The sequence below is a fragment of the Staphylococcus sp. GDY8P47P genome, assembly GCF_016892225.1.
GTDB classification, from domain to species: domain Bacteria; phylum Bacillota; class Bacilli; order Staphylococcales; family Staphylococcaceae; genus Staphylococcus; species Staphylococcus borealis.
In genome coordinates, this window is the sequence record NZ_JAFENV010000011.1 from 239,520 (window position 1) to 263,992 (window position 24,473).

25 protein-coding genes and 1 pseudogene are annotated in these 24,473 nt (G+C 33.4%); 18 read left to right on the plus strand and 8 right to left on the minus strand.

Going from position 1 to position 24,473, the window contains the following annotated elements:
- Positions 1-46: 46 nt before the first annotated feature.
- Positions 47-526, plus strand: a complete 480-nt coding sequence (locus tag JVV30_RS04170) for a GyrI-like domain-containing protein (RefSeq protein WP_204193504.1) — start codon at positions 47-49, stop codon at positions 524-526.
- A gap of 326 nt (positions 527-852) precedes the next feature.
- Here the strand turns inward: JVV30_RS04170 and JVV30_RS04175 are convergent, their stop codons facing one another.
- The 5 genes from JVV30_RS04175 to JVV30_RS04195 all read right to left on the minus strand — a co-directional run bounded on the left by JVV30_RS04175 (position 853) and on the right by JVV30_RS04195 (position 5,905).
- Entirely contained in the window at positions 853-1,608 is a 756-nt protein-coding gene (locus tag JVV30_RS04175) for a class I SAM-dependent methyltransferase (RefSeq protein WP_289328401.1), read from the minus strand.
- A 20-nt stretch (positions 1,609-1,628) separates the two neighbouring features.
- The gene (gene scdA / locus JVV30_RS04180) at positions 1,629-2,297 is read right to left on the minus strand and encodes an iron-sulfur cluster repair di-iron protein ScdA (protein ID WP_204193509.1); all 669 of its coding nucleotides are present in this window, start codon (positions 2,295-2,297) and stop codon (positions 1,629-1,631) included.
- A gap of 209 nt (positions 2,298-2,506) precedes the next feature.
- Positions 2,507-3,706 (minus strand): putative multidrug effflux MFS transporter TcaB, encoded by a 1,200-nt coding sequence (locus tag JVV30_RS04185; protein WP_204193512.1) that lies wholly within the window; start codon positions 3,704-3,706, stop codon positions 2,507-2,509.
- A 235-nt stretch (positions 3,707-3,941) separates the two neighbouring features.
- A complete protein-coding gene (locus JVV30_RS04190; RefSeq protein WP_204193513.1) occupies positions 3,942-4,742 on the minus strand; it encodes a hypothetical protein in 801 nt (266 codons plus the stop codon).
- A gap of 17 nt (positions 4,743-4,759) precedes the next feature.
- Positions 4,760-5,905 carry a glycerate kinase gene (locus JVV30_RS04195; RefSeq protein WP_204193515.1) on the minus strand — a complete coding sequence of 382 codons (1,146 nt, stop codon included), beginning with the start codon at positions 5,903-5,905 and terminating at the stop codon, positions 4,760-4,762.
- A 138-nt stretch (positions 5,906-6,043) separates the two neighbouring features.
- Between JVV30_RS04195 and JVV30_RS04200 the strand changes: the two genes are divergently transcribed.
- The 4 genes and pseudogenes from JVV30_RS04200 to JVV30_RS04215 all read left to right on the plus strand — a co-directional run.
- The gene (locus JVV30_RS04200) at positions 6,044-7,516 is read left to right on the plus strand and encodes a hypothetical protein (protein WP_204193517.1); all 1,473 of its coding nucleotides are present in this window, start codon (positions 6,044-6,046) and stop codon (positions 7,514-7,516) included.
- Between the two features lie 27 nt (positions 7,517-7,543).
- Positions 7,544-7,924: a GtrA family protein gene (locus JVV30_RS04205; protein WP_204193520.1), complete on the plus strand. Its 381-nt coding sequence runs from the start codon at positions 7,544-7,546 to the stop codon at positions 7,922-7,924.
- A gap of 211 nt (positions 7,925-8,135) precedes the next feature.
- The gene (locus tag JVV30_RS04210; protein ID WP_053028716.1) at positions 8,136-9,017 is read left to right on the plus strand and encodes a cation diffusion facilitator family transporter; all 882 of its coding nucleotides are present in this window, start codon (positions 8,136-8,138) and stop codon (positions 9,015-9,017) included.
- A gap of 777 nt (positions 9,018-9,794) precedes the next feature.
- A pseudogene (locus JVV30_RS04215) lies at positions 9,795-10,046 on the plus strand (transposase); the annotation flags it as partial.
- 265 nt (positions 10,047-10,311) lie between these two features.
- Here JVV30_RS04215 and JVV30_RS04220 read toward each other — a convergent pair.
- Positions 10,312-10,836, minus strand: coding sequence for an aggregation-promoting factor C-terminal-like domain-containing protein (locus JVV30_RS04220; RefSeq protein WP_107629048.1), 525 nt, complete (start codon positions 10,834-10,836; stop codon positions 10,312-10,314).
- Between the two features lie 512 nt (positions 10,837-11,348).
- Between JVV30_RS04220 and JVV30_RS04225 the strand changes: the two genes are divergently transcribed.
- Entirely contained in the window at positions 11,349-12,035 is a 687-nt protein-coding gene (locus tag JVV30_RS04225; RefSeq protein WP_011274961.1) for a 2,3-diphosphoglycerate-dependent phosphoglycerate mutase, read from the plus strand.
- A gap of 94 nt (positions 12,036-12,129) precedes the next feature.
- Here the strand turns inward: JVV30_RS04225 and JVV30_RS04230 are convergent, their stop codons facing one another.
- The gene (locus tag JVV30_RS04230) at positions 12,130-12,243 is read right to left on the minus strand and encodes a putative metal homeostasis protein (protein WP_107629047.1); all 114 of its coding nucleotides are present in this window, start codon (positions 12,241-12,243) and stop codon (positions 12,130-12,132) included.
- Positions 12,244-12,412: 169 nt separating this feature from the next.
- On the opposite strand from JVV30_RS04230, the gene JVV30_RS04235 reads away from it, so the two are divergent.
- The 4 genes from JVV30_RS04235 to JVV30_RS04250 all read left to right on the plus strand — a co-directional run bounded on the left by JVV30_RS04235 (position 12,413) and on the right by JVV30_RS04250 (position 16,356).
- On the plus strand, positions 12,413-13,861 hold the full coding sequence (locus tag JVV30_RS04235) for an MDR family MFS transporter (protein ID WP_107629046.1): 1,449 nt from the start codon (positions 12,413-12,415) through the stop codon (positions 13,859-13,861).
- Positions 13,862-14,127: 266 nt separating this feature from the next.
- A complete protein-coding gene (locus tag JVV30_RS04240) occupies positions 14,128-14,928 on the plus strand; it encodes a transporter substrate-binding domain-containing protein (RefSeq protein WP_053028713.1) in 801 nt (266 codons plus the stop codon).
- Positions 14,909-15,628 carry an amino acid ABC transporter permease gene (locus tag JVV30_RS04245; RefSeq protein ID WP_053029051.1) on the plus strand — a complete coding sequence of 240 codons (720 nt, stop codon included), beginning with the start codon at positions 14,909-14,911 and terminating at the stop codon, positions 15,626-15,628. Before JVV30_RS04240 ends, JVV30_RS04245 begins: the two co-directional genes overlap by 20 nt.
- Positions 15,625-16,356: an amino acid ABC transporter ATP-binding protein gene (locus JVV30_RS04250; protein ID WP_053028712.1), complete on the plus strand. Its 732-nt coding sequence runs from the start codon at positions 15,625-15,627 to the stop codon at positions 16,354-16,356. Before JVV30_RS04245 ends, JVV30_RS04250 begins: the two co-directional genes overlap by 4 nt.
- A 73-nt stretch (positions 16,357-16,429) precedes the next feature.
- Here JVV30_RS04250 and JVV30_RS04255 read toward each other — a convergent pair whose 3' ends face one another.
- Positions 16,430-17,674 carry an aminoacyltransferase gene (locus JVV30_RS04255; protein ID WP_204193523.1) on the minus strand — a complete coding sequence of 415 codons (1,245 nt, stop codon included), beginning with the start codon at positions 17,672-17,674 and terminating at the stop codon, positions 16,430-16,432.
- 254 nt (positions 17,675-17,928) lie between these two features.
- On the opposite strand from JVV30_RS04255, the gene JVV30_RS04260 reads away from it, so the two are divergent.
- The 8 genes from JVV30_RS04260 (at position 17,929) to JVV30_RS04295 (ending at position 24,316) form a co-directional block, all read left to right on the plus strand.
- Positions 17,929-18,288: a DUF4467 domain-containing protein gene (locus JVV30_RS04260; protein WP_204193525.1), complete on the plus strand. Its 360-nt coding sequence runs from the start codon at positions 17,929-17,931 to the stop codon at positions 18,286-18,288.
- Between the two features lie 22 nt (positions 18,289-18,310).
- A complete protein-coding gene (locus JVV30_RS04265; protein ID WP_107629044.1) occupies positions 18,311-18,904 on the plus strand; it encodes a DsbA family protein in 594 nt (197 codons plus the stop codon).
- 443 nt (positions 18,905-19,347) lie between these two features.
- Positions 19,348-20,898 carry a zinc ABC transporter substrate-binding lipoprotein AdcA gene (gene adcA / locus JVV30_RS04270; RefSeq protein WP_204193527.1) on the plus strand — a complete coding sequence of 517 codons (1,551 nt, stop codon included), beginning with the start codon at positions 19,348-19,350 and terminating at the stop codon, positions 20,896-20,898.
- Positions 20,899-21,034: 136 nt separating this feature from the next.
- A complete protein-coding gene (locus JVV30_RS04275; RefSeq protein WP_053028707.1) occupies positions 21,035-21,550 on the plus strand; it encodes a YceI family protein in 516 nt (171 codons plus the stop codon).
- Positions 21,551-21,708: 158 nt separating this feature from the next.
- A complete protein-coding gene (locus JVV30_RS04280) occupies positions 21,709-22,188 on the plus strand; it encodes an SRPBCC family protein (RefSeq protein WP_204193529.1) in 480 nt (159 codons plus the stop codon).
- Between the two features lie 59 nt (positions 22,189-22,247).
- A complete protein-coding gene (locus JVV30_RS04285) occupies positions 22,248-22,430 on the plus strand; it encodes a hypothetical protein (protein ID WP_053028706.1) in 183 nt (60 codons plus the stop codon).
- Positions 22,431-22,572: 142 nt separating this feature from the next.
- Positions 22,573-23,394 (plus strand): formate/nitrite transporter family protein, encoded by an 822-nt coding sequence (locus tag JVV30_RS04290; RefSeq protein WP_075108105.1) that lies wholly within the window; start codon positions 22,573-22,575, stop codon positions 23,392-23,394.
- Positions 23,395-23,599: 205 nt separating this feature from the next.
- On the plus strand, positions 23,600-24,316 hold the full coding sequence (locus JVV30_RS04295; protein WP_204193531.1) for a sirohydrochlorin chelatase: 717 nt from the start codon (positions 23,600-23,602) through the stop codon (positions 24,314-24,316).
- The last annotated feature ends 157 nt before the right edge of the window (positions 24,317-24,473 follow it).

Genomic DNA, 24,473 nt, shown 5'->3' on the forward strand with positions numbered 1-24,473 from the left:
GGATTGTGTGATGATTTATTATTAATTAGAAAATGGGGGCATAGTAATGACAATGCAATACAGATTTGAACATTTAGGTGAGGTTCAACTTATAGGCGTTCTAAGAGAGTATACGACTGGTGAAGCAATGCAGCAGGATATACCAGCATTTTGGCAAGAAATGAATGAAGCAGGCGTGGTCAAAGCTTTAACTCAATACAGTAATCAAAGTTTAACTGGCTTATTAGGCGTCATCATACCACGTGAAAATCGTATAGATTATTTTATTGGCGTGCCTCATGACGGTTTGAATAACAATGATTCAAACTATGAAGTAATCAAGTTAATAGCACACAAATATGTCGTTATTGATGCGAAGGGTCGTGTTCCTGAAGCAATTAAAGCAGTGATGACAAAAATCTATACAGAATTATTACCTCAAGCGTCATTTAAAACGATTCAAGCACCTATGTTTGAACATTATTTGCCGGGAAATACTCAAAACCCTGACTACATTACGGAAATATGGATGCCTATAAAAGAATAGACTAGAACTAAGAGAGGCTGGGACATAAATAATATAATAATGCTATTTAGCAAATTCGCAGTAGCTGACTGAACTGAGAAGGCGCTTAAATCAAGCTTTTCTCAGTCCTAGTCATCCTTGCGGGCGGGGCCCCAACAAAGAGCATTTCACTAAGAAATTCTACAAGCTAAGCAAGTTGGGAGTCGGGGCCCCAACACAAAAAATCACGAAAGTGATTTTACAAGCTAAGCAAGTTGGGGTTACGACGAATTTAAAAGAATTCTGTCCCACTCCCCTTCTAAGTTCTAGTCATTTGTGCAACATAAGCCATGTAGGATTGTGTTGCTTTATTTTTTTACAGCATGAACGATATAATTCATGTTCTTTTTGTGTCTTCGCATCGTTTTAAACATAGTGAAGAACATTTTACGATTAGATGGTTTTAACGCATTTTTAATGATGGTTAAGGTGCCAAGTAGGCCTTCATCACGCATCATACCTATTGGTGTCATTAACGACAGTGGACCGATTTGCGATTCGATATTCGAGAATCCGGCCTCTTGATAGAGTTGGTACCAGCTTTCAGGCGTTAAAGGTGTCACCTTCATATTAATGGCTTGACTCAATTCATCAATGACCGTTTCAGTATTTTGTCTATTGATAATTGCAATATCATGTGTAAGTATAACACCATTCGGCTTCAATACACGGTAATACTCTTTTAAGACCTTTTCTTTAACTGGGTAAGGTAACATTGTGAGCATTGCTTCATTAAGAATAATATCGAAGCTTTGATCTTCAAAGGGTAGTTTCATTGCATTTGCTTGCGTTAAATGAATGAGTGACTCTAAATTGTGTTTCGCCACATTGCGTTTACCGTTTTCTAATGCGGTTTTATTTAAATCGACGCCTTCAATATGGCATTGATAAGTTCGTGCTAATTCAATGGAAGTTGTACACATATTACATGCGACTTCTAAGACACGTTTATCACTTGAAAAATGCCCTTTATTAATAAGCCAATTTGTCGCAAGCACACCACCCGGACGTAACCGCTTTTTACCTAATTGTGCTAAAAACGTATGGCCAGCTATTTTAGTCACCATAATCAACACTTCCTGTCCTAACTGAATTTATTAAAGAGTACATGATTTTCTAGATGTACATGTTCATGGGTTTCACGCTCTAAATTCTCAAGACGGTTATAGACCAATCTCCAAGTTTGACAAGCTTCACTCGGCGGTTGATATTGGTTCGTTAATTCACGCATGTCTTCTAATAATTGGCCTGTGTGCGTGTGATCATCAACCAAGCTTTGGATAATATCTGAAGCATGATCCACTTCTTCACCACGAGAAAGTTTAATTAATGCAGGGAAGTCGTGTTCATCTTCTTGAGCCATATGCTCAAGCATACCATCACGATATTGACGATATAAGTCTTGTAAGTGAATTAAAAATGGATGGTTTGGCCCATGGACTTTTGCCACTTTGGTAACATAAGGAGATAAATTCTTAAATTCTTCACGCATTGTCTCGTGATAACGAGATTGTATATATTGTATGAGTGAAGGTGCATCAAGATATTTTACATTGATGTTTCCTTGGTCATGTTTAGGAAGTGCATTAATTTCTTCTATTAATGTATCTGCATCTATTTTTTTATTTTTAACTGCTTCATTTATAGTGATGTTACCGCCACAACAAAATTCGATACCATATTTTCTAAATATATCCGCACTTAATGGCATGTCTGTAACAATGTCTGCAACGATAGATTCATTTGTAATCATTGAAATTCCTCCTTTATTTGTTTTCATTATAATCAATAAGAATGATTTTCAATTAGAAAAAATGGTGTTGTCACCTATTTGTTGGAAAGTTATTGAAAAATTGTGAACAATTAGCGCGGATTTTTGAATCAATTTGTTTTTCAAAAAAAGAGGAAGTGGACAACGGACTCATAAAGAATGCCGTCTCACTTCCTGATTCTATTCAATGATTATGCTGGGTTACGATGATTTCTAAAGTAAATAACTTGGAGTGTAATTAATACAATTGCAGTTACGATAATGACAATCATGTATGGTGTTGCATCATATTGTCCTTTGAGTCCTACTATTGGAGAGATGATTCCGCCAAGAATGAATTGGAATAGTCCTAGTAAACTAGAAGCATTACCACTTCCACCCGTACGTTCCTCCATTGCCATAGAAAAACCAAGTGGCCCAATAGATGTGACAGGGCATACGTTTAAGAAAAATGCAATCAGTAAAATCCATAACGGACCATGCATTGATAATGTAATAACAATTAACACGACACCTATTACTTGTATTAACGTTAAGTAAATCATGAGTTTGAAACGATTAATATACTCGACTAAAAGTGCCACAATTTGGCTAACTATGATTAAGCCTACACCATTAATTGCTACCATTATACTGAATTGCTGAGGTGTCATATTGTATAGCTTTTGCGTTATGAATGGTGAAGCGGATGAAAAACTAAATAACATGACGTACGTTAATCCTTGTAGCAACATTGGAATGATGAATCGTGGTTTCTTTAATAAGCTTCCAAAATCTAAAAAGATGTCTTTAAAGTTTAACGATATATGTTCTGATTGATGTGTAGTCGGCATCGTCGTTACGACACCGATAAGCACAAGTAAACTTATAACGGTCAGAATGACAAAGACAATTCTCCATGAACCAAGTGTCAAAGATAGACCGCCGAGTAAAGGCATGATGATTGTAACAATACCATTAACGACCATCAGTGATGCTAGAAATTTAGCTAATAAATCACCTTGATATCTGTCTCCAGCAAAAGCCTTGGCTATAACTATAATGCCGCCTGCAGTAAAACCTTGGACAAATCGAATACATAAAAATAGCATTAAATTTGATGCAAAGATACCACATAGTGTAGCTAGGAGGAAAATGCATAATATGATAAGAACCATTCTTTTACGGCCAAATGCATCAGATAATGGTCCGAATAAGAATTGACCTAATGCTAAACCTATCATAGCAAATGATAAGGTGAGTTGGATTTCAGATGTTGATGACCTAAATTGATGTTGTGCTTCAGGTAAAGCAGGAAGGTACATATCAATAATCATAGGTCCGAATGCAGTCATTACACCTAAGACAATAAGTAGCAATAGGGGTAATTTTGTATGTGTTGATGGTTGCATAATGTGTCTCCTTAAAAAGTTTGCAAATTACATTATATAGGTTTTTTGTGCATTTGTAATTTACAAAATAAAAAAGGAACGAGTTAGAATTCAATTTACCTTCTATCTCGTCCCTTATAACGGTACGCATATCTTAGAAAACATGCTTTATCTGTCTTCTCAATGTCGTCTACGATGACGTATTTGCAATGTAGATATAGCGTATTATGTTGTATGTGATGTGTTTGTGGGTTTATCACTGTGCATTTGTATCATTTGAGTTACCAAGTATACTGTTTAATTTCTCTTTAATTTCATCAAATTTTGTATTCACATCATTAAGTAAGTCATTTACTTTACTTTGACTTTCATTATTTTGTTGCGCGTTATTCGCTTCTTTCAATTTATTTACTTGATCTTGATAAAATTTAGTCAATTTAGAATCTTCGCCTGTTTGTTCACTATTTTTTAAACTATTAATATCATCTTGAATTTGTTTGATTCTTGAGTCTGTATCCACTTTGTCTTTAATGTCATTTTTGGCTTGTTCGACTTGTTGTTTAATGCTATCACTTTGATTTTCTACTTCGTTTTTATAGTCTTTAGATACTTGATTGTCATTTGAAGTCGTATTCGTTTGTTGTTCATTACCACTATTGTGGTTAAATAGCGCTCTCGTCGCAAATATTGCTACGATAATAAGCAATATTGCAATAATAGCTATAAGCCATTTTTTAGATTTTTTATTTTTTTCATTTTCTTCTTCTAATTGTTGCTCACGTCTGAAGTCACGGTCATTATAATATCTGTTTCCATTGTCGTCATAGTCATCATTATGGCGCTCATAACGCGCTTGATAGTCATAGTCATCATGGTAGCGTTGGTCATCATTTTGATATCTAGGATCATCATCACGATAACGTGCATTGCTACGATTGTATGCTTCTTGGCTTTCACGTCGCTCATGACGTGTACGTTCATCGGCACTTTGTCGATTACGCTTGCGATATTGTTCATCATATTTGTAAGAATCTTTATATTTATCTGTTCGTTTCATGCTAGTCACCTCATATTTCAAATAATTTGTTTCAGTAGTCGAGCAATATTTTCAGCAGTATGTGTCATGTTGCGCTTACCATTACTTAATAGCGATGGTAATGCTTCTGGTTGTTCAATTAAACTAAATGCGCTATCAATACCATGATTGTAAACATCCTGATACCCTTCGCCAAGACTTCCACAAATAGCTATCACTGGAATATGATGTACTTTTGCTGCTTTTGCTACCCCAATGGGTGTCTTACCAAAGACAGTTTGCGCATCCATTTTACCTTCACCAGTAATAACAAGGTCTGCGCCTTGCACTCTTCTCGAAAAGTCCGTTTCCTTTAACACAATGTCAATGCCTTTAGAAAGTGACGCATTGAAGAATGCAAGAATACCCGTACCCAATCCTCCGGCGGCACCAGCACCTGGAATATCTTTAACATTTAGGTTTAATTCTTGTTCTATCATATCATGATAGGTCGCTAGTGCGGAATCCAACTTTGGTATCATCTTAGCGTCAGCACCTTTTTGTGGACCGTAAACTTCAGTTGCGCCATTAGGTCCTAGTAATGGGTTTGTTACGTCACAAGCAACCTCAAATGTAACGTCCTTCAGTCTTTGATCTAGATTTGATATGTCTATATGTGCTAGCTCAGATAAATAACCACCACCTAATTGTAAAGGTTGATGTTGCGCATCTAGAAATTGCGCACCTAATGCACATAACATACCGCTACCACCATCATTAGTAGCACTTCCACCAATGCCTAGAATAATTTTGCTAACATGGTGATTCAGTGCATCTAATATCATTTCACCTACACCATAAGTTGATGTAATGAGTGGGTTACGTTCGTCTTTTGATAACAAATCTAATCCTGATGATGCAGCCATTTCAATAATGGCAATTTGATCATCATCCGAGCGGGCATATGACGCTTCAATACTTCTATGCAATGGATCGTGTACAGGAATCGTATAGGTTTTAGCATTAAGCGCTTCTTTTAATGCATCTGTTGTGCCTTCACCACCATCAGCCATTGGGATAATGTCATAGTGAATGGCATCATCAAATACTGCTTTAAAACCATCTTGAATGGCTAAACCAGCTTCTTTAGCTGACATACTCTCTTTAAATGAATCAGTAGCAATGACTATTTTTTTAAGATTCATCTTTGTAAACCTCCTAGTGTTGGTATAGTATAAAATAATATTTAAATGTATAATTGATAAAATAAGAATATAATATAATCGATTATGAGAGGTTGATTGTAATTTAAAATCAAACCTTCTGACATAAAGGAGTTCAACATGCATAGACTTAAACAACATGAATTTTACATCTGGATGATTGGATTAATCCTATTTTACGGATACTTAGGTTTCATTATCCCTTTACATAGTACGGATTGGTTTTGGGGGAGTACCCACGGCATACAGGTCGTTAGTAACGCGTTTGAAAATTTTAATGGACGGTACATTAGCAATATATTAGAATTCGCAAGTGTTCATTCTATAGTAATGCGGACCATGTCATTTGCACTTATTTCAATTTTTATCGTGTTACTGTTATTAAAGTTATTGAATCAAATAGGTAACACAAACATTTTAATTGTCATTATGGTTTTATTATTTATTATACCCAATTCTTTATTTTCACAAAGCTATGGTAACTTTGAATTTTTTTATACGTATGTTTTTGGATCATGTTTTTCACTATATCTATTAAGTTTTATATTGAAAGGATTACTTAAGGAAGAAGAATATAGCCGTATAGATGCGTTTATCTTTTGGGGAATATGTATATTAGGACAGTGGTTTGCTGAACCTCTAACGTTTTATAATACTACTATATTATTGGTTGGCATCATTTACTATGCGATACGTTACCATAAACTTGACTACAGTTTGGTACTTGGATGGTTGTTGTCATTATGCGGTGCAATGATCATGTTATTAAATGAAAAATATATTTATATTTATTCAAGTGTCGAGGCGTTAAGAGGGCACTTAGATATGTTAGGATTGGCTCACAAATTTGAATCATCGCTTCTCAAAGATATTCCAAACAATTTGTTTTTTAATAATAATACGATTTTATCTTTAATCGTAATTATCATCATAATATTACTTTTAAGAAGTAGCGCGTTCTCAACATGGTCTAAAAAGAAACAATTCAGTTTACAAATAGGCATGTGTGTATTACCTATCTATAAATTCGCTATATATGAACCTTTCAATGTGAAACAACTATCTGAAACACTGACGTTTGAAGTCATTCATATTGTATTGTGTCTGATATTTATGGTGAGTGTTGTCATATCATGCAAGCTCATCGTTCACTCACCATACAATCGGTTGTTGGTAAATATGTCGCTGATTTCAATTCCACTAAGTGTATTACCAGTTGTATTAATTACAGAAGTTTCAGTTAGACAGTTTTATTTGGCTTATCTATTTAGTATGATAATACTCATTATTTTAATTTCAGAATTAAACTTTTTGACTTTGAAGCATTATAATATTCTAAAAAGTTGTATAATTATTTTTGCAATTGTAAATATGTTTATTTTCACTGATATACACATTCGTAGTGAACAGAGACTAGAAGATGTGCACGCACAAATGAGTAACAATCAACGTCACATTAAATTATCACATTTACCATATGAAACGTATTTATTTGAAATGACACCAGCAGATGAAGCGGATGTAACTAACTTTAAAGAGTTTCATCACATTTCAGAGAAATATTCATTTAAAATATTGCCGTTTGAAGATTAAAGAGAATGACGACAAAGGAGAATCACGATGAAGTTGACTCAAACCCACTTAGAGATTATTAAATTTATAATTGTGGGGGGGATTAATACCCTTAATTATTATATTGTCTATCTTATATTATTAAAATTATGTCATGTGAATTATATGATCAGTCACATTGTTGGTTTCTTAGTGAGTTTCGTAATTTCTTACTATTTGAATTGTTATTTTGTTTATAAAGTAACGCCAACTTTAAAGAAATTTTTAAGCTTTCCTTTAACACAAGTCATTAATATGGGAATGCAAACACTCTTACTATATGTGTTTGTTAAGTGGTTTCAATTTCCGTCTGAAATCGCACCATTTGTCGGATTAATTATCACAATTCCAATTACGTTTATAATTTCAAAATGGATCTTAAAAGATTAAAAAGAAGCCATTATATTTAACTATTACAACAGTTACAAAGACAGACCATAAATTGAATGATTATTAGGGGTAATAACTTAATTAATATTTAGGTTTTGCGAAAAATTTAATTCGCCTAAATATATGAAATTTATAGAAATTAAAAAACGTTGTCAATCATCATTCGATGGTACATACTATTGATATTAAAGCATTTAAGGTGGTAGACAACATGTCTCAAAGTGAAAATCTTAAATTAGCACAAAGAGGTGCTTATTTAAGTTTAGTAGTTTATATCATTCTATCTGTTTCTAAATATATTACAGGCTTTGTATTTGATTCAGCAGCAGTTAGAGCAGACGCTTTGAATAATATGACAGACATTATTGTATCTATTGCTGTCATTGTTGGATTGAAAATTTCAATAAAGCCAGCAGATAAAAATCATCCTTATGGTCATTTGAAATCTGAAAATATCTCTACACTATTAGTGTCATTTATTATTATGTTTGTGGGTATTCAAGTTGTGATTGAAAACGTACCTCGAATATTTACGAATGAACATCATACACCAAATGTCATTACAATTTTTGTGAGTTTAATCAGTGGACTTATTATGATTGGTGTCTTTGCAATCAATCATAGACTGGCTCAGAAGACCAAGAGTAGCTCATTAAATTCCGCGGCAAAAGATAATTTGTCAGATGGACTTGTTAGTATAGGGACTGCGATTGGTTTAGTATTTACCCAATTCGGATTATCTATCGTCGATGTCATATTAGCGACGGTTTTAGGACTTTTAATTATTTATACAGGTTTTAGTATTTTTAAGGAGTCAATATTTGCACTGAGTGATGGTTTCAATGAGCAAGATCTTGAAGAATACCGTAATGTTGTTTTAGAAGTAGAAGACGTTAAAGACGTGAATAATCTTAAGGGACGCTATCATGGCAGTAGCATCTTTTTAGATGTAACTATTGTTGTTGATGCACATTTATCATTGCAACAGGCACATGACATTTGTGATAAAGTAGAAAATCACTTACATAGTAAAGGCATTTCTTCCGTGTACGTTCATCCCGAACCAGACACGTTAAATCAAATGATTGATTAGAACGAGATTAATGATGATTAGGGTAAGTAAGATGAGGTTGGGACATCATTCCTAGCAAAATAGCCAGTAAATGCGTTTGTTAAAACGCATTTACTGGTTTCTTTATTTACCATACTTCATATTGCTGGCTCGCTTGCCCAACGTGCTTTGCTTGTAGAAACTGATTAACTCAGTTTCTCTGAGTTGGGGCCCTTCTTATGGGACAGCTTCAGCCTGTAGTCTTCTAAAGAAATTCTTAGATGCATATTCACTCATTATAGTTGCGACGCTTTCCTGTGGGAAAGGCTCGTGCCTGTAGGACTCTAAAGGCGATCTTAGATAGATAATCACTCACATAAGTTGCTTCGCTTTCCTGGGGTGCTGTCTCTAAAGCAGCTCTTGGATGGATAATATTCTTTGGTTGCGACGCTTTCCTGTGGGAAAGGCTCGTGCCTGTAGTCACTCGACACTTTCTTTTCCACTAGGAGTCGCGCAACGCTACTTATTATCCATCTTTAGAGCTACTTACCTAAGTGTTAAAGCACTTAGGTTCTTTGAAACTACTGCTCCCCTAGGAGTCTCCGCAACTCTGTTTCGTAATCTATCTTAGAACTATTTACGTAAGTGTGTGAGCAGTTACGTTCATCAATCGTTCAAACTCCCTCAGGCGTCGCTCAACTACGTTCCATTACCCATTTTATAACTACTTACCTAAGAGCCATTGCTCATAGGTTCATTAATAATCAACACAAGCGTCTCGCCACAATACTTTGAATTTATATGTAATTTGATATTAAAATACTAAAAAAATGTAATATGACTCAACTTATTCTGCCGATAGAAACTTCAGTGTTTATTCTCCAAAGTGATATTTCATACCAAATAAATAATATGGTTGAACCGATTTTTTACAATGAATTCAAACATCATTGTGGTGCAACACCATATCATCCTAAAATTATGTTAAAAGTGATTCTTTATGCCTACACACAATCTGTATTTTCAGGTCGTAAAATAGAAAAATTGCTTAATGATAGCATCCGAATGATGTAGTTATCACAAAATTAAAAACTTTCTTAAGCACTAAAATCAAAGTATACATAAAGCAAATCAATGATTACTCTGAGCGCAAGTATTGATGCGACATTCAAAAATATTTTTTAAAGGATAGAAATAGTTATTCTAAAAAAGACAATTTCTATATTATTTCAATAGAAATTGTCTTAAATTACTTATCCTGGTACTTTATGTACCGTACTCTTTTGGATATAAATTCAATTTTTAACATAATATGTTCATTTATTTATATTGGATGTTACCACCATCCGTTTGATTCACGGAAACTAATCGCAGCTTCAATAGAACCATAACGTTCTTTAGCATATGAAATCATGCCTTTAGTTTGAGTTTCAACGGAACCATAACCCCAAGATTGATTGGTTTGTCCTAAGCCATGATATTGTCCATTAGACGCATTAGGATCTCCACCGGACTCAGGTAAGACAATTTTCTCCCATAGTTCTTGCGTTCCTCCAGCTGCGATAAATTGTTTATATACTGAAGATGAACTTTCATCACTAGAAGCAGTAGTATTACTAGTTGATGCAGTATTTTCTGATGAAGTATCAGTAGTATTTGAAGTTGTAGTTGCTGCTGATGCTACGTTTGAATATTGACCTTGTTGTGAAGGTTGAGTGTGTTGTAACTGTGTATGTTGATTATATTGACATGATTGGTGCTGTTGGCTGTGTGTCATTTCACTTGCGTGCGCTTGACCTGATTGCAATCCTGCGGCACCTAAAGATACCATCGTCATTAACGTAAATATTGATTTCTTCATATTAAAAAATCTCCTTTAAAATTGGTTTTTGTAATGTAACTAAAAATACTAAATTTAGGCTAAGGTAATACAATATTATGAATTAACCAAAGTATTCGCAGTAGCTGACTTAAATGCATAGGGATTTAAACGAAATGATGCTCAATTTTAGTCAACTCTTTGAATTAATAGCATTTAGTCACGATATCCCAATATGTCTTGCTGTTGATTACGATAGATACACTATAGCACCTTAATTGATGACATAGGTTACTATAAAATCAAAAAAACATATCAAAGATGTACTGAAGATAACGAACATGACAAAATGGCGTCATTTATGGCATTAAGGGATTGAATCTTAGATATTATGAAATTTGGCGAAATAGTTTTATAATAAATGTAATAGAAAAAGAGTAAGTCACTTGTTGCAAAGCATAGGGAAGTAAATTTTAAATTAGAAGTTAGGCATTGATTGATGACATGCTAAAGGAAATCATACAATCGATCTAACGTATAGGAAGGTGTTTTATATGCCAAAATTAATTTTATGTCGTCACGGTCAAAGTGAATGGAATGCTAAAAATTTATTTACAGGTTGGGAAGATGTTCAACTATCTGAACAGGGACGTAATGAAGCCATAACATCTGGGCGTAAATTAAAAGAAAATGGCATTGAAATTGATGTAGCGTTTACTTCATTATTAACGAGAGCATTAGAAACAACTCAGTTTTTATTAGCTGAATCAGATCAAGAGTGGATTCCAGTCCATAAGAGTTGGCGTTTAAATGAACGCCACTATGGTAAATTACAAGGACTTAATAAAGATGAAGCACGTAAAGAATTTGGTGAAGAACAAGTGCATCAATGGCGACGTTCATATGATGTTAAACCACCTGCACAAACTGAAGAACAACGTGAATCTTATTTAAAAGATCGCCGTTATAGACATTTAGATCATCGTATGATGCCTTATTCAGAAAGTTTAAAAACGACATTAGAACGAGTGGTACCCATTTGGACAGATAAAATTTCTCAACATCTATTAGATGGAGAAACTGTTTTAGTCGCTGCACATGGTAATTCAATTCGTGCGTTAATTAAATATTTGGATAATGTATCTGATGAAGATATTATTGGATATGAAATTAAAACAGGTGCACCGCTAATTTACGAATTAGATGACAATTTAAATGTCATTGATCATTATTATTTATAATTCAAAAATTAAAGGAGTAGTACAAGTAATGCTATGCGATAGATTACATGTGCTACTCCTTTTTAGGAGTTATTTATGGAAGAAATGGATTGTATTAAGCTGATTTACGATTGCGTTTGTGTTGTTTGATGATTTTTAATGCACGCTTGCGCGTTTTGATATTAGGACTGTTCAAATTACGACGTGCTGTTTGTAAATCTAGTTTCATATTTGATTCCTCCTTTTTAAAAGCATAAAGGAAAATGGTAAAAATGTAAATAGGAATTATTACGATTTATTAAAATAGTATTAATATCTTGTATGAAAATCAAAAAATGATATGTATAATAGTCAAATGGATCTATTGAGCGCATAAATAGATAGAAGGGGAATATAGTATGTCACATAAACAAAAATTAGCAATGATATTTACAATGTTACTTGGTGGATTCTTTGGATTGCTTAATGAAACATTACTTACCACAGCATTGCCGAGTATCATGAAGGATTTCAATATTGAATATTCACAAGTTCAATGGTTAACAACAGCATTCTTACTCACTAATGGTGTTGTCATTCCGTTATCTGCATTTATTATACAGCGATACTCTACGAGACAAGTCTTCTTAACTGGAATTGTCATCTTTTTCCTTGGGACGATGCTAGGTGGTTTTAGTCCGAACTTTACGATACTTTTAATTGCACGAATTATACAAGCTTTAGGCTCAGGTATTATGATGCCATTGATGATGACGACCATTCTGGATATCTTTCAACCGCATGAACGTGGTAAATATATGGGAATGTTTGGACTCGTTATAGGTCTTGCTCCAGCCATTGGACCTACATTATCTGGTTATTTAGTGGAATATTTTAATTGGCGATCATTGTTCCATGTCGTTGCACCGATTTCAGCAATCACATTTTTGATTGCATTAAAAATTATTAAAAATGTAGGAACAACCGTTAGAACACCTATCGACCTCATTTCTATCGCATTATCAATACTAGGTTTTGGTGGATTGTTATACGGTGTAAGTTCTATTTCGAGTGATGGATGGGATGATCCGCTTGTCTTGACCACGGTTATTGGTGGCTTAATATTAGTAGGTTTGTTTATTTGGCGCCAAGAAAAACTTGATAATCCGTTATTGAGCTTTAAAGTATTTAAGAATAAAGAATTTGCAGTTGGATTATCGATAATGGCTGCAACCATGATTTCAATGATTGGTTCTGAAACAGTATTGCCAATGTTTGTACAAAACTTGCTAGGTCGAACACCGATTGACTCAGGACTTATCTTACTTCCAGGTGCCATTGTGATGGCCATCATGTCGATTATTTCAGGGTGGTTATATGAAACGTTTGGGGCTAAAGTATTAGCGATTATAGGTATGTTTATTGTACTGGTAACGACATCGTACTTTGTAGTGATGGACGAGCATACGTCAACCATTATGTTAGCAACGATTTATGCAATTCGTATGATTGGTATCGCATTGGGCTTAATGCCAATTATGACACATACAATGAATCAGCTAACACCAGAACTTAATGCACATGGTTCGTCAATGACAAATACCATTCAACAAATTGCTGGTTCAATTGGAACAGCAGGCTTGATTACGATATTAAGTACAGCAAGTAAAAACTTTCAACCGACAATGAGTGATTATCACGGTATGAATAAAACTGAAACGGCAGGACAAATACAGATTGATGCTATGCTTCATGGTTACCATTCAGGGTTTATGTTTGCTGTAATAATTACGATTATTAGTTTATTGCTTACATTTTTAATTAAAAGCAAGAAAAAAGTAAAGGCTGAAGCGAAGTTGCAAGATTAATAAGTTAATAATTTATTGCACGACACGATAAGAGATCAAGACGAGCGTGATTTGGAAAATCCTTAATATTCCAATGTAGCTTTAGGAATGTCATCCATGTCTTCCTAAAACATAAACGCTTAATGTCTTGGTCTCTTTTCATTGTCATTAATATCCAAACATTCTGAACACTTAATTAAACATAAAAATAATGTTGACTATTCCTACCTATGAGATTAGAATTAATTTATTCTGACTAATCTAATAGGAATATGGAGGACAGGTAGATGAAAAGACTTTTATTTGTTGCTTTAGCACTTATCTTTGTGTTAGCTGCTTGTGGAAATGGAGGATCATCAGATAAAAATAGTGATTCTAAATCAAGTAGTAGCAATAGTGATAGTAAAACACTGAAAGTAGGAACTGAAGGTACATATGCACCATTCACTTTCCATAATAAACAAGACAAATTAACTGGTTACGATATTGATGTCATCAAAGCAGTTGCAAAAGAAAAAGGTTACAAACTTAAATTCAATGAAACATCATGGGACTCAATGTTTGCTGGCTTAGACGCTAAACGTTTTGATGTGATTGCTAACCAAGTAGGTGTAAATAAAGAAAGAGAGAATAAATATAAATTCTCTACACCTTACACGTATTCAAGCGCAGTTTTAGTAGTTCGTGAAAATGAAAAAGATATCAAATCATTTGATGATGTTAAAGGTAAGAAAATGGCGCAAACATTTACGTCAAACTATGGTCAATTAGCTAAAGATAAAGGCGCAGATATTACGAAAGTTGATGGCTTTAACCAAGCGATGGACTTATTATTATCTAATCGTGTTGATGGTACATTTAACGATAGCTTATCTTACTTAGACTATAAAAAACAAAAACCAAATGCTAAAATCAAAGCAATCAAAGGTAATGCAGAACAAAGTAAATCAGCATTTGCATTTAATAAAGATGTTGATGAAAAAGTTGTATCTGATTTCAATGATGGCATTAAAACATTAAAAGAAAATGGCGAATTAGCAAAAATTGGTAAGAAATGGTTCGGTGAAAATGTTTCTGAGCCTAAATAGTCAACAACAACATGCATTAGATGCGGCAGGGCAAGCATTTGGACCGATGTTGGAAGGATTATTAAAATATTCTATTCCAATTACCATTGTTACATTTATCTTAGGTTTGATTATTGCTTTATTTACAGCGTTAATGCGTATTTCAACAAGTAAAGTTTTAAAAGGTATTGCACGTGTTTATGTGTCAATTATTCGTGGTACACCGATGATCGTTCAATTATTTATTATCTTTTATGGTATTCCTGAACTAGGGCGTTTATTAACGGGTAACGCTGATGAACAATGGACATTATCATCCGTTGTATCAGCTATCATTGGTTTATCTCTTAATGTTGGTGCGTATGCATCAGAAATCATACGTGGTGGAATTATTTCAATACCTAAAGGTCAAACCGAAGCGGCTTATTCTATAGGAATGAACTATAGACAAACCATTCAAAGAATTATATTACCACAAGCGATTCGTGTTTCAATTCCAGCTTTAGGTAATACATTCTTAAGTTTAATTAAAGATACATCATTACTTGGCTTTATCTTGGTAGCAGAAATGTTCCGTAAAGCTCAAGAAGTCGCTTCTACAACTTATGAGTATTTCACTATTTATATACTTGTAGCTGTTATGTATTGGGTAGTATGTTTCATCATCTCAGTTATTCAAAGCTTCTATGAATCATATATTGAAAGAGGGTATAACTCATGATTGAATTAAGTGGTATCCATAAATCGTTCAATGATAAAGAAGTCATTAAAGGTATTGATTTAAATGTAGATAAAGGGGAAGTCGTGACACTGATTGGACGATCTGGTTCAGGTAAGACGACATTACTACGTATGATTAATGCTTTAGAAATTCCAACTGAAGGTAACGTAACGGTTAATGGTGAAAGCTACACAGCTAACAATAAAAAGTCTCAAATAAGCGTACGCAAGCAATCGGGTATGGTATTTCAAAGTTATAACCTATTTCCGCATAAATCAGCATTGGAAAATGTTATGGAAGGGTTAGTGACGGTTAAGAAAATGAATAAAGCAGATGCTAAAGAAAGAGCGATGGGGTTACTTGAAAAAGTTGGTTTAACAAGTGTTAAAGATCAACGCCCGCATGCGCTATCAGGTGGTCAACAACAACGTGTAGCCATTGCTAGAGCGTTAGCAATGAATCCACAAGTAATGCTATTTGACGAGCCAACGTCTGCTTTAGATCCAGAATTAGTGAATGATGTCCTTAGAGTAATCAAGGAATTAGCTGATGAAGGTATGACAATGGTGATTGTAACGCATGAAATGCGATTTGCACGCCAAGTCTCAAATAAAATCGTCTTTATACATGAAGGACGTATAGGTGAACAAGGTTCTCCAGACGAGATGTTCAATCATCCAAAGACTGAAGAATTACGTCGCTTCCTAAATGTAATCAATGAAGACTAATAACAAAACACTTCCTAAAGTACTCACAAGTGCTTTAGGAAGTGTTTTTTAGTTGAAATGTTTTTTATCATGCTTATTTACGATCTAAAAGTTGCATAACTCGGTATGCGAAAGGTTTGATAGGTTTGATGAAATCACCAATATATTCATACACATTCGCGTTGAATCCTTTTTTGAATTGTTGAACACCGAAGTCTTCAGCATCTTCGCTAAAGTCTCCAGTAATACCATAGAAATTATAACGATCAACGTTATGTTCTTTAGCAAATTTAATCATGTCCCATTGTAAGCGATAAGCACCCATATAAGCATTATATTTCGGGTTTGAGCCACTGGATAGATAATATACTTCATGGTCATTATATAAATATAAAGCAGCGGCTAGATTAAGTATTTCGCCTTCTTGGGCAATTTTATCTTTCGTTTCATTTAATTTACGGTCGTTACTATCAACTTGTTGTTGTATTTGCGTGCGCTTATTTTTATTTTTCTTAGAATTCGGATTTTCTTTTAACACTGCATCAACGTCTGCTAATTGTTGTGTTAATGTATCGTGCTTTTCTTGAAGAGTAGATAAATAATCTTTTAAATCGATATAAGCAAGTTTTAGCATAGCATGGTCTTTGTATGTTTTTTGCATTTCATAAAAGTAAGGTTTGTCTCTGAATTTGAAACCATGTTTTTCTTCGGCCATTTGGAACAATTCGAAGAAAGTATCTGTTTCATCCATAGGAAGTGTTCGTACTTTTACACCCATTTCATACGTTTTTTTAATATTACGACGAGTTTGATAGTCCATTTCTTTAAGTAGTTGATCTTCTGATTTGTCTTTTAAATCTAAGATAGATAACCAACGTATTTGACTCATTGTACTGTAACCAACTGACCATCCTTGATGTTTATAACCCAGTTCTTCCAACGTTTTGATTACGGCACGATTATCATAGCTCTCCAAAATTTCTCCGTCTGCGTTACGTAAGTTTTCTAAAATATATGGATCAACTAAGACATATAGGCAATTGTGTTTTTTTAAATAGCGTGTTAATGATTTAAAGAAAAAGTGAACCAATTCAATATTACTGTAGTCCATTACCGGTCCACGATGTGTATAAAAATATTTGAATACTTTTAATGCACGCGCTTCAGTCATTAATGTAGCAGCGATAACGTTGTCACTGTCATCTTTGACACCTACAATGTGTACATCACCCTTTAATTCACTTCTATTATCAAAGTGAATTCGTGATTGCGTATAATGTGAGAAATGACTGGACGTAAATTTCTCAAATTCCCCCGATGTTAAAGTTACGAATTTCATATTCATCTACTCCTCTGTATTTTTAAGAATTATCATCTATTTTACCAAATAACTACATCTATTACACAAAATAACTAATTAAATTACATCGTACTTTAGTTGTAGATGGAAATTTATATTTAATTTATAATAATAAATATTTTTAGAAAACTATATTTTTATGAACTAGCGCATAATCTAAAACCATTGTATGATAGTATTTGCAACAGAAGTATAAGGCGAGATTTATAGAATTGGGCAATAGGAGTGAATGTATGAAACGTATATTAGTTATGTTAACTTTAGGTATCGTATTGCTAGCAGCATGCGGTAATGATAAATATGTAGATAAAATAGATAAAGCTGTAAAAATGCAAGATCAAAAGCAAGAAAAGATGGCTAAGCATGATACAGGCGATATGGTGAAGCACTTTGATAAAAAAGATGCGAATATTTATGTTTATGAAGATGGTAAGTATGTTGTTTTAGCCTATAAGCCATTAAGTAATAATGAGGAAGTTCATTACTACACATATCAATTTGATGGGAAAAAGGGAAAATATCTGGATAACTTCGATACAAAGCAATATATAGAATCACATGATGCTGATTATAAAGAAGAAAACATGAATTAATACAAAATGAAAAGGAGCATCTATGAAGAAAATCATTTCAATTATAAGTATATTGATGGTTATCATCGTCATCATGAGTGCATGTGCTAACAATAAAGAGAAACAACCACCTAAAACAAAAAATGGGAAGATTTTAATCGTTGAGTATGGAGATTTTAAATGTCCGTACTGTAAAAAAGTTGAAGAGAACGTCATGCCGACAATAAAAAAAGACTATATTGATACGAATAAAGTCGAGTACCAATTTGTAAATGCTGGATTTCTAGATAAAGACTCTATAGTTGGTTCAAGAGCTGGCAATGCAGTACAAGAGGTTGCGCCTAATAAATACTTAACATTTCAACATAATGTATTTGCCAACCAAAAAGACGAAAATAAAAAGTGGCTGACTGAAGACTTTTTAGACAGAGAAATTGATAAATTAGATATTACAAGTCAACAGAAATCAGAAATTAAAAAACAATATAAAACTAAAAATAGTGACGCTTGGAAAAAAGCTGACGAACAAAAGAAACTAACAGAAGATAATAAAATTGACACAGTTCCAACTGTTTTTATCAATGGTAAAAAAGTAAAAGATCCATACAAAGTTAAAGAGTGGACGAAATACTTATAATGCTGAACTGAACGTGTCATAAAAATTAACACTAAAATTGATATACGCCCTTCGAAGTAAACATTGAAAAATGAAACTTTGAAGGGCGTTTTTGTCATCCGAGGCCTCAGCAAAGAGAAATTCACCCAGAAATTCAACAAGCAAAGCAGGCTGGGGTGGGGGCCCTCAGCAAAGAGAATTTCACTCAGAAATTCAACAAGCAAAGCAAGCTGGGGTGGCCCAGCATAGAAAATCATGCTACTAGCGTGAAGTGAAGGTTTAAATTTCAAAAGCATTGATTCTAATAATGATAACCAAGTATCGAGAGATTAATATAATAAAACTATTTTAATCGATGTCATTTCTTTAAAACGATGAATAAGAAAATTAAAAAAACTATTGTAATTTTATACAAATGAAGCTATACTTTTAAATCGTAATTATTACTATTTAGGAGGGGCGATATGAAGCGATTTTTAAGTCTTACCATTTTATTATCTATAATGTTATGTGTTTTAGTAGCTTGCGGAAAAGAAGATAGTTCTAATAAGGAGTCAAAGGATGGCGATAAAATCAATGTGTCTACAACCGTTTATCCTTTACAATCTTTTATAGAACAAATAGGTGGTAATCATGTGAATGTATCATCCATTTATCCTGCTGGCTCAGACTTACATGATTATGAACCAACTCAGAAAGACATGTTAAAGGTTAATAAATCTGATTTATTCGTGTATACAGGTGACGATTTAGATCCAGTCGCTAAGAAAGTTGCAGCAACAATTAAAGATGATAAAAAGAAAGTATCATTACAAGATAAATTAGACCGTTCAACATTACTCACAGATCAGCATGAACACGGGGATGAAGAACATGCAGATTCACATGAACATCATCACCATCATCATGGCGGATATGATCCACACGTATGGTTAGATCCTGAGAAAAATAAAATCTTTGCTAAAGAAATTAAAGATCAGTTAGTAGCTAAAGATCCAAAGCATAAAAATGAATATGAGAAAAATTTTAAAAAATTAGAAAAATCGTTAGATGACATTGACAATAAATTAAAAGACATTACTAAAGATAAACAAGGTAATGCTGTATTTATTTCACATGAATCTTTAGGTTATCTCGCAGATCGCTATGGCTTTGTTCAAAAGGGAATTCAAAATATGAACGCTGAAGACCCTTCTCAAAAAGCACTTACACAATTAGTTAAAGAGATTAATGATAAAAATGTTAAATACATATTATACGAAGATAATGTTGCCAATAAAGTGACTGAGACAATCAGAAAAGAAACCAACGCCAAGCCATTAAAATTCTATAATATGGAGTCACTAAATAAAGAACAATCTAAAGACACATCAATAAATTATCAAACATTAATGAACAAAAATATTGAAGCTTTGAATAAAGCATTGGATTCCAACATAAAAGTACAAGATGACAAAGCTGAACATAAGCATGACAAAGCAATTTCAGATGGTTATTTTAAAGATGAGCAAGTTAGAGATCGTGCGCTATCGGATTATGAAGGTGAATGGCAATCAGTTTATCCTTATTTAAAAAATGGTGATTTAGATGATGTTATGAAACATAAATCTGAAGAAGATAGCAGTATGACAGCAAAAGAATACAAAGCATACTATGAAAAAGGTTATAAAACTGATATTTCTAACATTCATATTGAAGGTGACAACATTACTTTTGAAAAAAATGGGAATAAGGTAACTGGAACGTATGAATATGTTGGTAAAAAAATCTTAGATTATAAGAAAGGTAATCGCGGTGTGAGATTTATTTATAAATTGACAAACAATGATACGCCATCATTACCGAAATATGTTCAGTTTAGTGATCATAATATTGCACCTAAGAAAGCTGAACATTTCCATATCTTTATGGGTGATAACAATGAAACGTTACTTAAAGAAATGGATCACTGGCCAACGTACTATCCTGCTTCTTTAGATAAGGATGATATCAAAGAAGAAATGTTAGCACATTAAATCTTTTAAATGTGAGTCTTTTTACTTGTATTTCTAATTAAGTTGATTTATTATACTAAGTATAATAATTATACAAACTATCGTACTGGTTTTCAGCTACGTAGTTTCATAATTTAAATATTGGAGGTATGTAAACATGGCTAATTTAAATTTAGACCCAGCACATTCAGGAGTTAACTTTTCTATTCAACACTTAGTTGTATCAAATGTTAAAGGACGTTTTAACGAATTTGACGCTAACATCTCAGGTGATTTTAACGATTTAAGTTCATTACAAGGTACGTTTACTGTTAAAGCAAATTCAATTGATACGAAAGTAGCAGATCGTGATAATCATCTTAAAAGCGCAGATTTCTTAGACGCTGAAAACTACCCAGAAATTAAATTTGAAATTACAAAAGTAGATGAAAAATCAGTTACTGGTAACTTAACAATGAAAGACCAAACACATGAAGAAACATTTGATTTAGATTATAAAGGTATTAGCTTAAACCCACTTAACGGTAAAAATACAGCTGGTTTAGTTATTACTGGTAATCTTAATCGTGAAAAATATGGTATTACATTTAACCAACAACTTGAAACTGGCGGATTCTTATTAGGCAAAGACTTACATGTTGAATTCGATTTAGAATTTCCACTTGAAGACTAATCATTCGTCACAATAAATACGACATATAAGCATAGACTCCCTTCAAAGTAGACATTGAGATAATGTGAATTTTGAAGGGAGTTTTTTAATATCTTTGTATTAAAAATAAATAACTGGTAAATTCAGAGTGAGTTATTTTTAAAAGTAGGGGGATTAACATGTCAATTCAGATTAAAGATAATAAAATTATATTTACGAGAACGTTCGAAGCACCAATTAATGAAGTGTTTGAATCGTACACAACGAAAGCGTTATTTGAGCAATGGTTCCATCCTCAAGGAGGCAAAACAAAGGTATATCGTTTTAATCCGGTTGCCGATGGAGATGCTTTCTTTGCGATTGAAATGCCAGAACAAATAAGTTACACACTTACAGAATATAAAAAAGTCGAAAAACCGCATCACATTGAATACTTTGATTTTTTTGCTACGCCTCAAGGTGAAAAAGATGCAACATTACCTGGTATGCAAATCTTTATGGATTTTACTTCAGAATCAGAGGAACACACGCGTGTTACGTCAACTTCAATTTTCCCAACGAAAGATGCTGCGCAACAAGCACTTGATATGGGTGTAGAAGCGGGAATGAATTCTACGTTAGACCAACTTGATGCACTATTGAAACGTAAAAAGTCATAAGGATGTCAAAAAATCTCACTGAATTTACGTTATAATGTAGATGAAATGAGGTTGATGAAATGAAGGAAAGATATTTGAAAGTACTTGCTTTGTTTTCAGTTAGTACTTTAATCCCTACAATCCTATTGAATTCAAAAGCGATTGATAATAGTGCAATTAAATATGTGTTAAGAACTGCATTAGGCTATGGTATCTTTGCTACAGGATTGCGTTATTTATCTAGACTTAAATCACAAAAATAGTAAATCTCAATGTGAGGTGACTTCGTGTTTACACGACACGAGCTCACCTCACTTTTTTGATGTATGAAATTTAATCTATTCATGTTTTCTTAAAAAATATATAATTGAAACATAACTTGAAAAGGATGTAGGGGGCATACATATGTTGAAGAACAATAAAACGGTTGAAGATACCCACGCAACTCGTGATATTGTAGAAGCGGCTGTTGGACAAGTTCAAACGAAAGAAATTATGGCAAAGAAAACGCCTGGACGATACGCTTTGAAAGCGATGATGTCAGGGTTTTTATTAGCGATCGTAACTGTATTTATGTTAGCAATTAAAACACAATTTGCTGGAACTAACGAAGGATTAGTTAATTTATTGGGTGCGATTGCGTTTAGTTTAGCTTTAGTTTTAATTGTATTAACTAATTCAGAATTATTGACCAGTAATTTTATGTATTTAACGGTAGGTTGGTACTATAGAGCGATTACTATTAATAAGATGCTACTCATTTTCTTATTCTGCTTTATTGGAAATATTATTGGCGGATTTATTTTATTTTTCTTAATGAAAGGGACACATATAATGACGCCGGAAATGATTGCCAGTTTAAGTAAAACAGTACATATGAAGACAGTAGAATCAACATGGCTAAATATTTTAGTTAAAGCCATCTTTTGTAACTTCTTTATTAATATTGGTATTTATGTATCTATGTTATTTAAAGAAGGATTAGCAAGAGCGTTCTTTATTGCGGCAGGAGTTGTCGTGTTCGTATTTATGGGTTATGAACACGTTGTCTTTAATGCAGGTTTATATGCAGGCATGGTGTTTTATAATTTAGATGCACTTTCATGGTTAGATGTTATTAAAAATATTGTGTTTGCTTTAATTGGTAACTATATCGGTGGGGGTATCTTTATTGGTTTAGTTTATGCCTATTTGAATGGTTCACGTGATAGTTTAATTAATAAATAAGGCGGATTGGTTGAGATCAACGGCTGGGATAATGAATTCACTAGGAATTCTACCCTATGTTTGTCTCAACTTTTTTATTAGTGACAAATTAACCAGCAGACTTGACTTGATTAGTAGAAAAACATATGATTTTAATCAACATTTAAAGTTTAATAGTGCATTCAATGGATTGTGATTGCACATGGATTAAAGGGGGATGACAAGATTGGTAGCCAATATTTTAGTTGCACATGGTATGAGAAAAGGTGACCAAAATCAAGCGTTAGAAGCATTTTTAGAGTCGCTCTTAAGAGATGAAACCTATCAATATGAACTCGCATTTATAGAGAGTGAAGAGAAAAGTATTGAGAATACAATAGGGCGTTTAATTCAAGCGGGAGAAACACATTTTAAAGTGGTGCCGTTATTAATTTTTTCAGCCATGCACTATATTGTAGATGTGCCGAATATACTTGCGCACATTAAACAAACACACCCACAAATACATTACGAGATTAGTAAACCACTTGGCACACACGATTTAATGGTCGATTTAGTTGAAAGACGAATTCGAGACGTTAATGTGGATGCTTCGGTAAATCATGCCATTGTTCTTATTGCGCATGGTAGTTTTTCATATACGCAAGCGCATGATGAGTTGAAATCCTTTGGTAAGAAGCTAAAGCAAGACGTACCTGTCTTTTGTCGAACATTATATGGTGATATTACCTTCAGAAATGATTTAGACCAATTAGCTGAGCAGTATGAAACATTAATTGTTGTACCTATGTTTCTATATGATGGACGCCTTGTTAATAAAGTGAAACGCTTAATTTCAGAAATGGATATTCAAGGTACACTGCATATTACGCCATCTATCAACTTTGATAACATTTTAAAATTAATAATTAGTGATCGTTTAGAGCAATTAGATATTAAATAAACTCAGATTATAAGGAGTAGGACGCCATTCGTATTGAATGCATTGTCCTACTCCTATTATTTTATGTGCAAATAGCGTATTAGGGAATTCCCCGATTTTACTAATATTTGTGAATTTAATCACATTTTTAAGGAGATTTGTTATAGAATAACAGTGA

Bases quoted from the DNA above. Each gene is read 5' to 3' on its own strand.
- JVV30_RS04170 (WP_204193504.1), top strand. From the start codon at position 47: ATGACAATGCAATACAGATTTGAACATTTAGGTGAGGTTCAACTTATA.
- scdA (WP_204193509.1), bottom strand. From the start codon at position 2,297: ATGATTACAAATGAATCTATCGTTGCAGACATTGTTACAGACATGCCA.
- JVV30_RS04185 (WP_204193512.1), bottom strand. From the start codon at position 3,706: ATGCAACCATCAACACATACAAAATTACCCCTATTGCTACTTATTGTC.
- JVV30_RS04190 (WP_204193513.1), bottom strand. From the start codon at position 4,742: ATGAAACGAACAGATAAATATAAAGATTCTTACAAATATGATGAACAA.
- JVV30_RS04195 (WP_204193515.1), bottom strand. From the start codon at position 5,905: ATGAATCTTAAAAAAATAGTCATTGCTACTGATTCATTTAAAGAGAGT.
- JVV30_RS04200 (WP_204193517.1), top strand. From the start codon at position 6,044: ATGCATAGACTTAAACAACATGAATTTTACATCTGGATGATTGGATTA.
- JVV30_RS04205 (WP_204193520.1), top strand. From the start codon at position 7,544: ATGAAGTTGACTCAAACCCACTTAGAGATTATTAAATTTATAATTGTG.
- JVV30_RS04210 (WP_053028716.1), top strand. From the start codon at position 8,136: ATGTCTCAAAGTGAAAATCTTAAATTAGCACAAAGAGGTGCTTATTTA.
- JVV30_RS04220 (WP_107629048.1), bottom strand. From the start codon at position 10,836: ATGAAGAAATCAATATTTACGTTAATGACGATGGTATCTTTAGGTGCC.
- JVV30_RS04225 (WP_011274961.1), top strand. From the start codon at position 11,349: ATGCCAAAATTAATTTTATGTCGTCACGGTCAAAGTGAATGGAATGCT.
- JVV30_RS04230 (WP_107629047.1), bottom strand. From the start codon at position 12,243: ATGAAACTAGATTTACAAACAGCACGTCGTAATTTGAACAGTCCTAAT.
- JVV30_RS04235 (WP_107629046.1), top strand. From the start codon at position 12,413: ATGTCACATAAACAAAAATTAGCAATGATATTTACAATGTTACTTGGT.
- JVV30_RS04240 (WP_053028713.1), top strand. From the start codon at position 14,128: ATGAAAAGACTTTTATTTGTTGCTTTAGCACTTATCTTTGTGTTAGCT.
- JVV30_RS04245 (WP_053029051.1), top strand. From the start codon at position 14,909: ATGTTTCTGAGCCTAAATAGTCAACAACAACATGCATTAGATGCGGCA.
- JVV30_RS04250 (WP_053028712.1), top strand. From the start codon at position 15,625: ATGATTGAATTAAGTGGTATCCATAAATCGTTCAATGATAAAGAAGTC.
- JVV30_RS04255 (WP_204193523.1), bottom strand. From the start codon at position 17,674: ATGAAATTCGTAACTTTAACATCGGGGGAATTTGAGAAATTTACGTCC.
- JVV30_RS04260 (WP_204193525.1), top strand. From the start codon at position 17,929: ATGAAACGTATATTAGTTATGTTAACTTTAGGTATCGTATTGCTAGCA.
- JVV30_RS04265 (WP_107629044.1), top strand. From the start codon at position 18,311: ATGAAGAAAATCATTTCAATTATAAGTATATTGATGGTTATCATCGTC.
- adcA (WP_204193527.1), top strand. From the start codon at position 19,348: ATGAAGCGATTTTTAAGTCTTACCATTTTATTATCTATAATGTTATGT.
- JVV30_RS04275 (WP_053028707.1), top strand. From the start codon at position 21,035: ATGGCTAATTTAAATTTAGACCCAGCACATTCAGGAGTTAACTTTTCT.
- JVV30_RS04280 (WP_204193529.1), top strand. From the start codon at position 21,709: ATGTCAATTCAGATTAAAGATAATAAAATTATATTTACGAGAACGTTC.
- JVV30_RS04285 (WP_053028706.1), top strand. From the start codon at position 22,248: ATGAAGGAAAGATATTTGAAAGTACTTGCTTTGTTTTCAGTTAGTACT.
- JVV30_RS04290 (WP_075108105.1), top strand. From the start codon at position 22,573: ATGTTGAAGAACAATAAAACGGTTGAAGATACCCACGCAACTCGTGAT.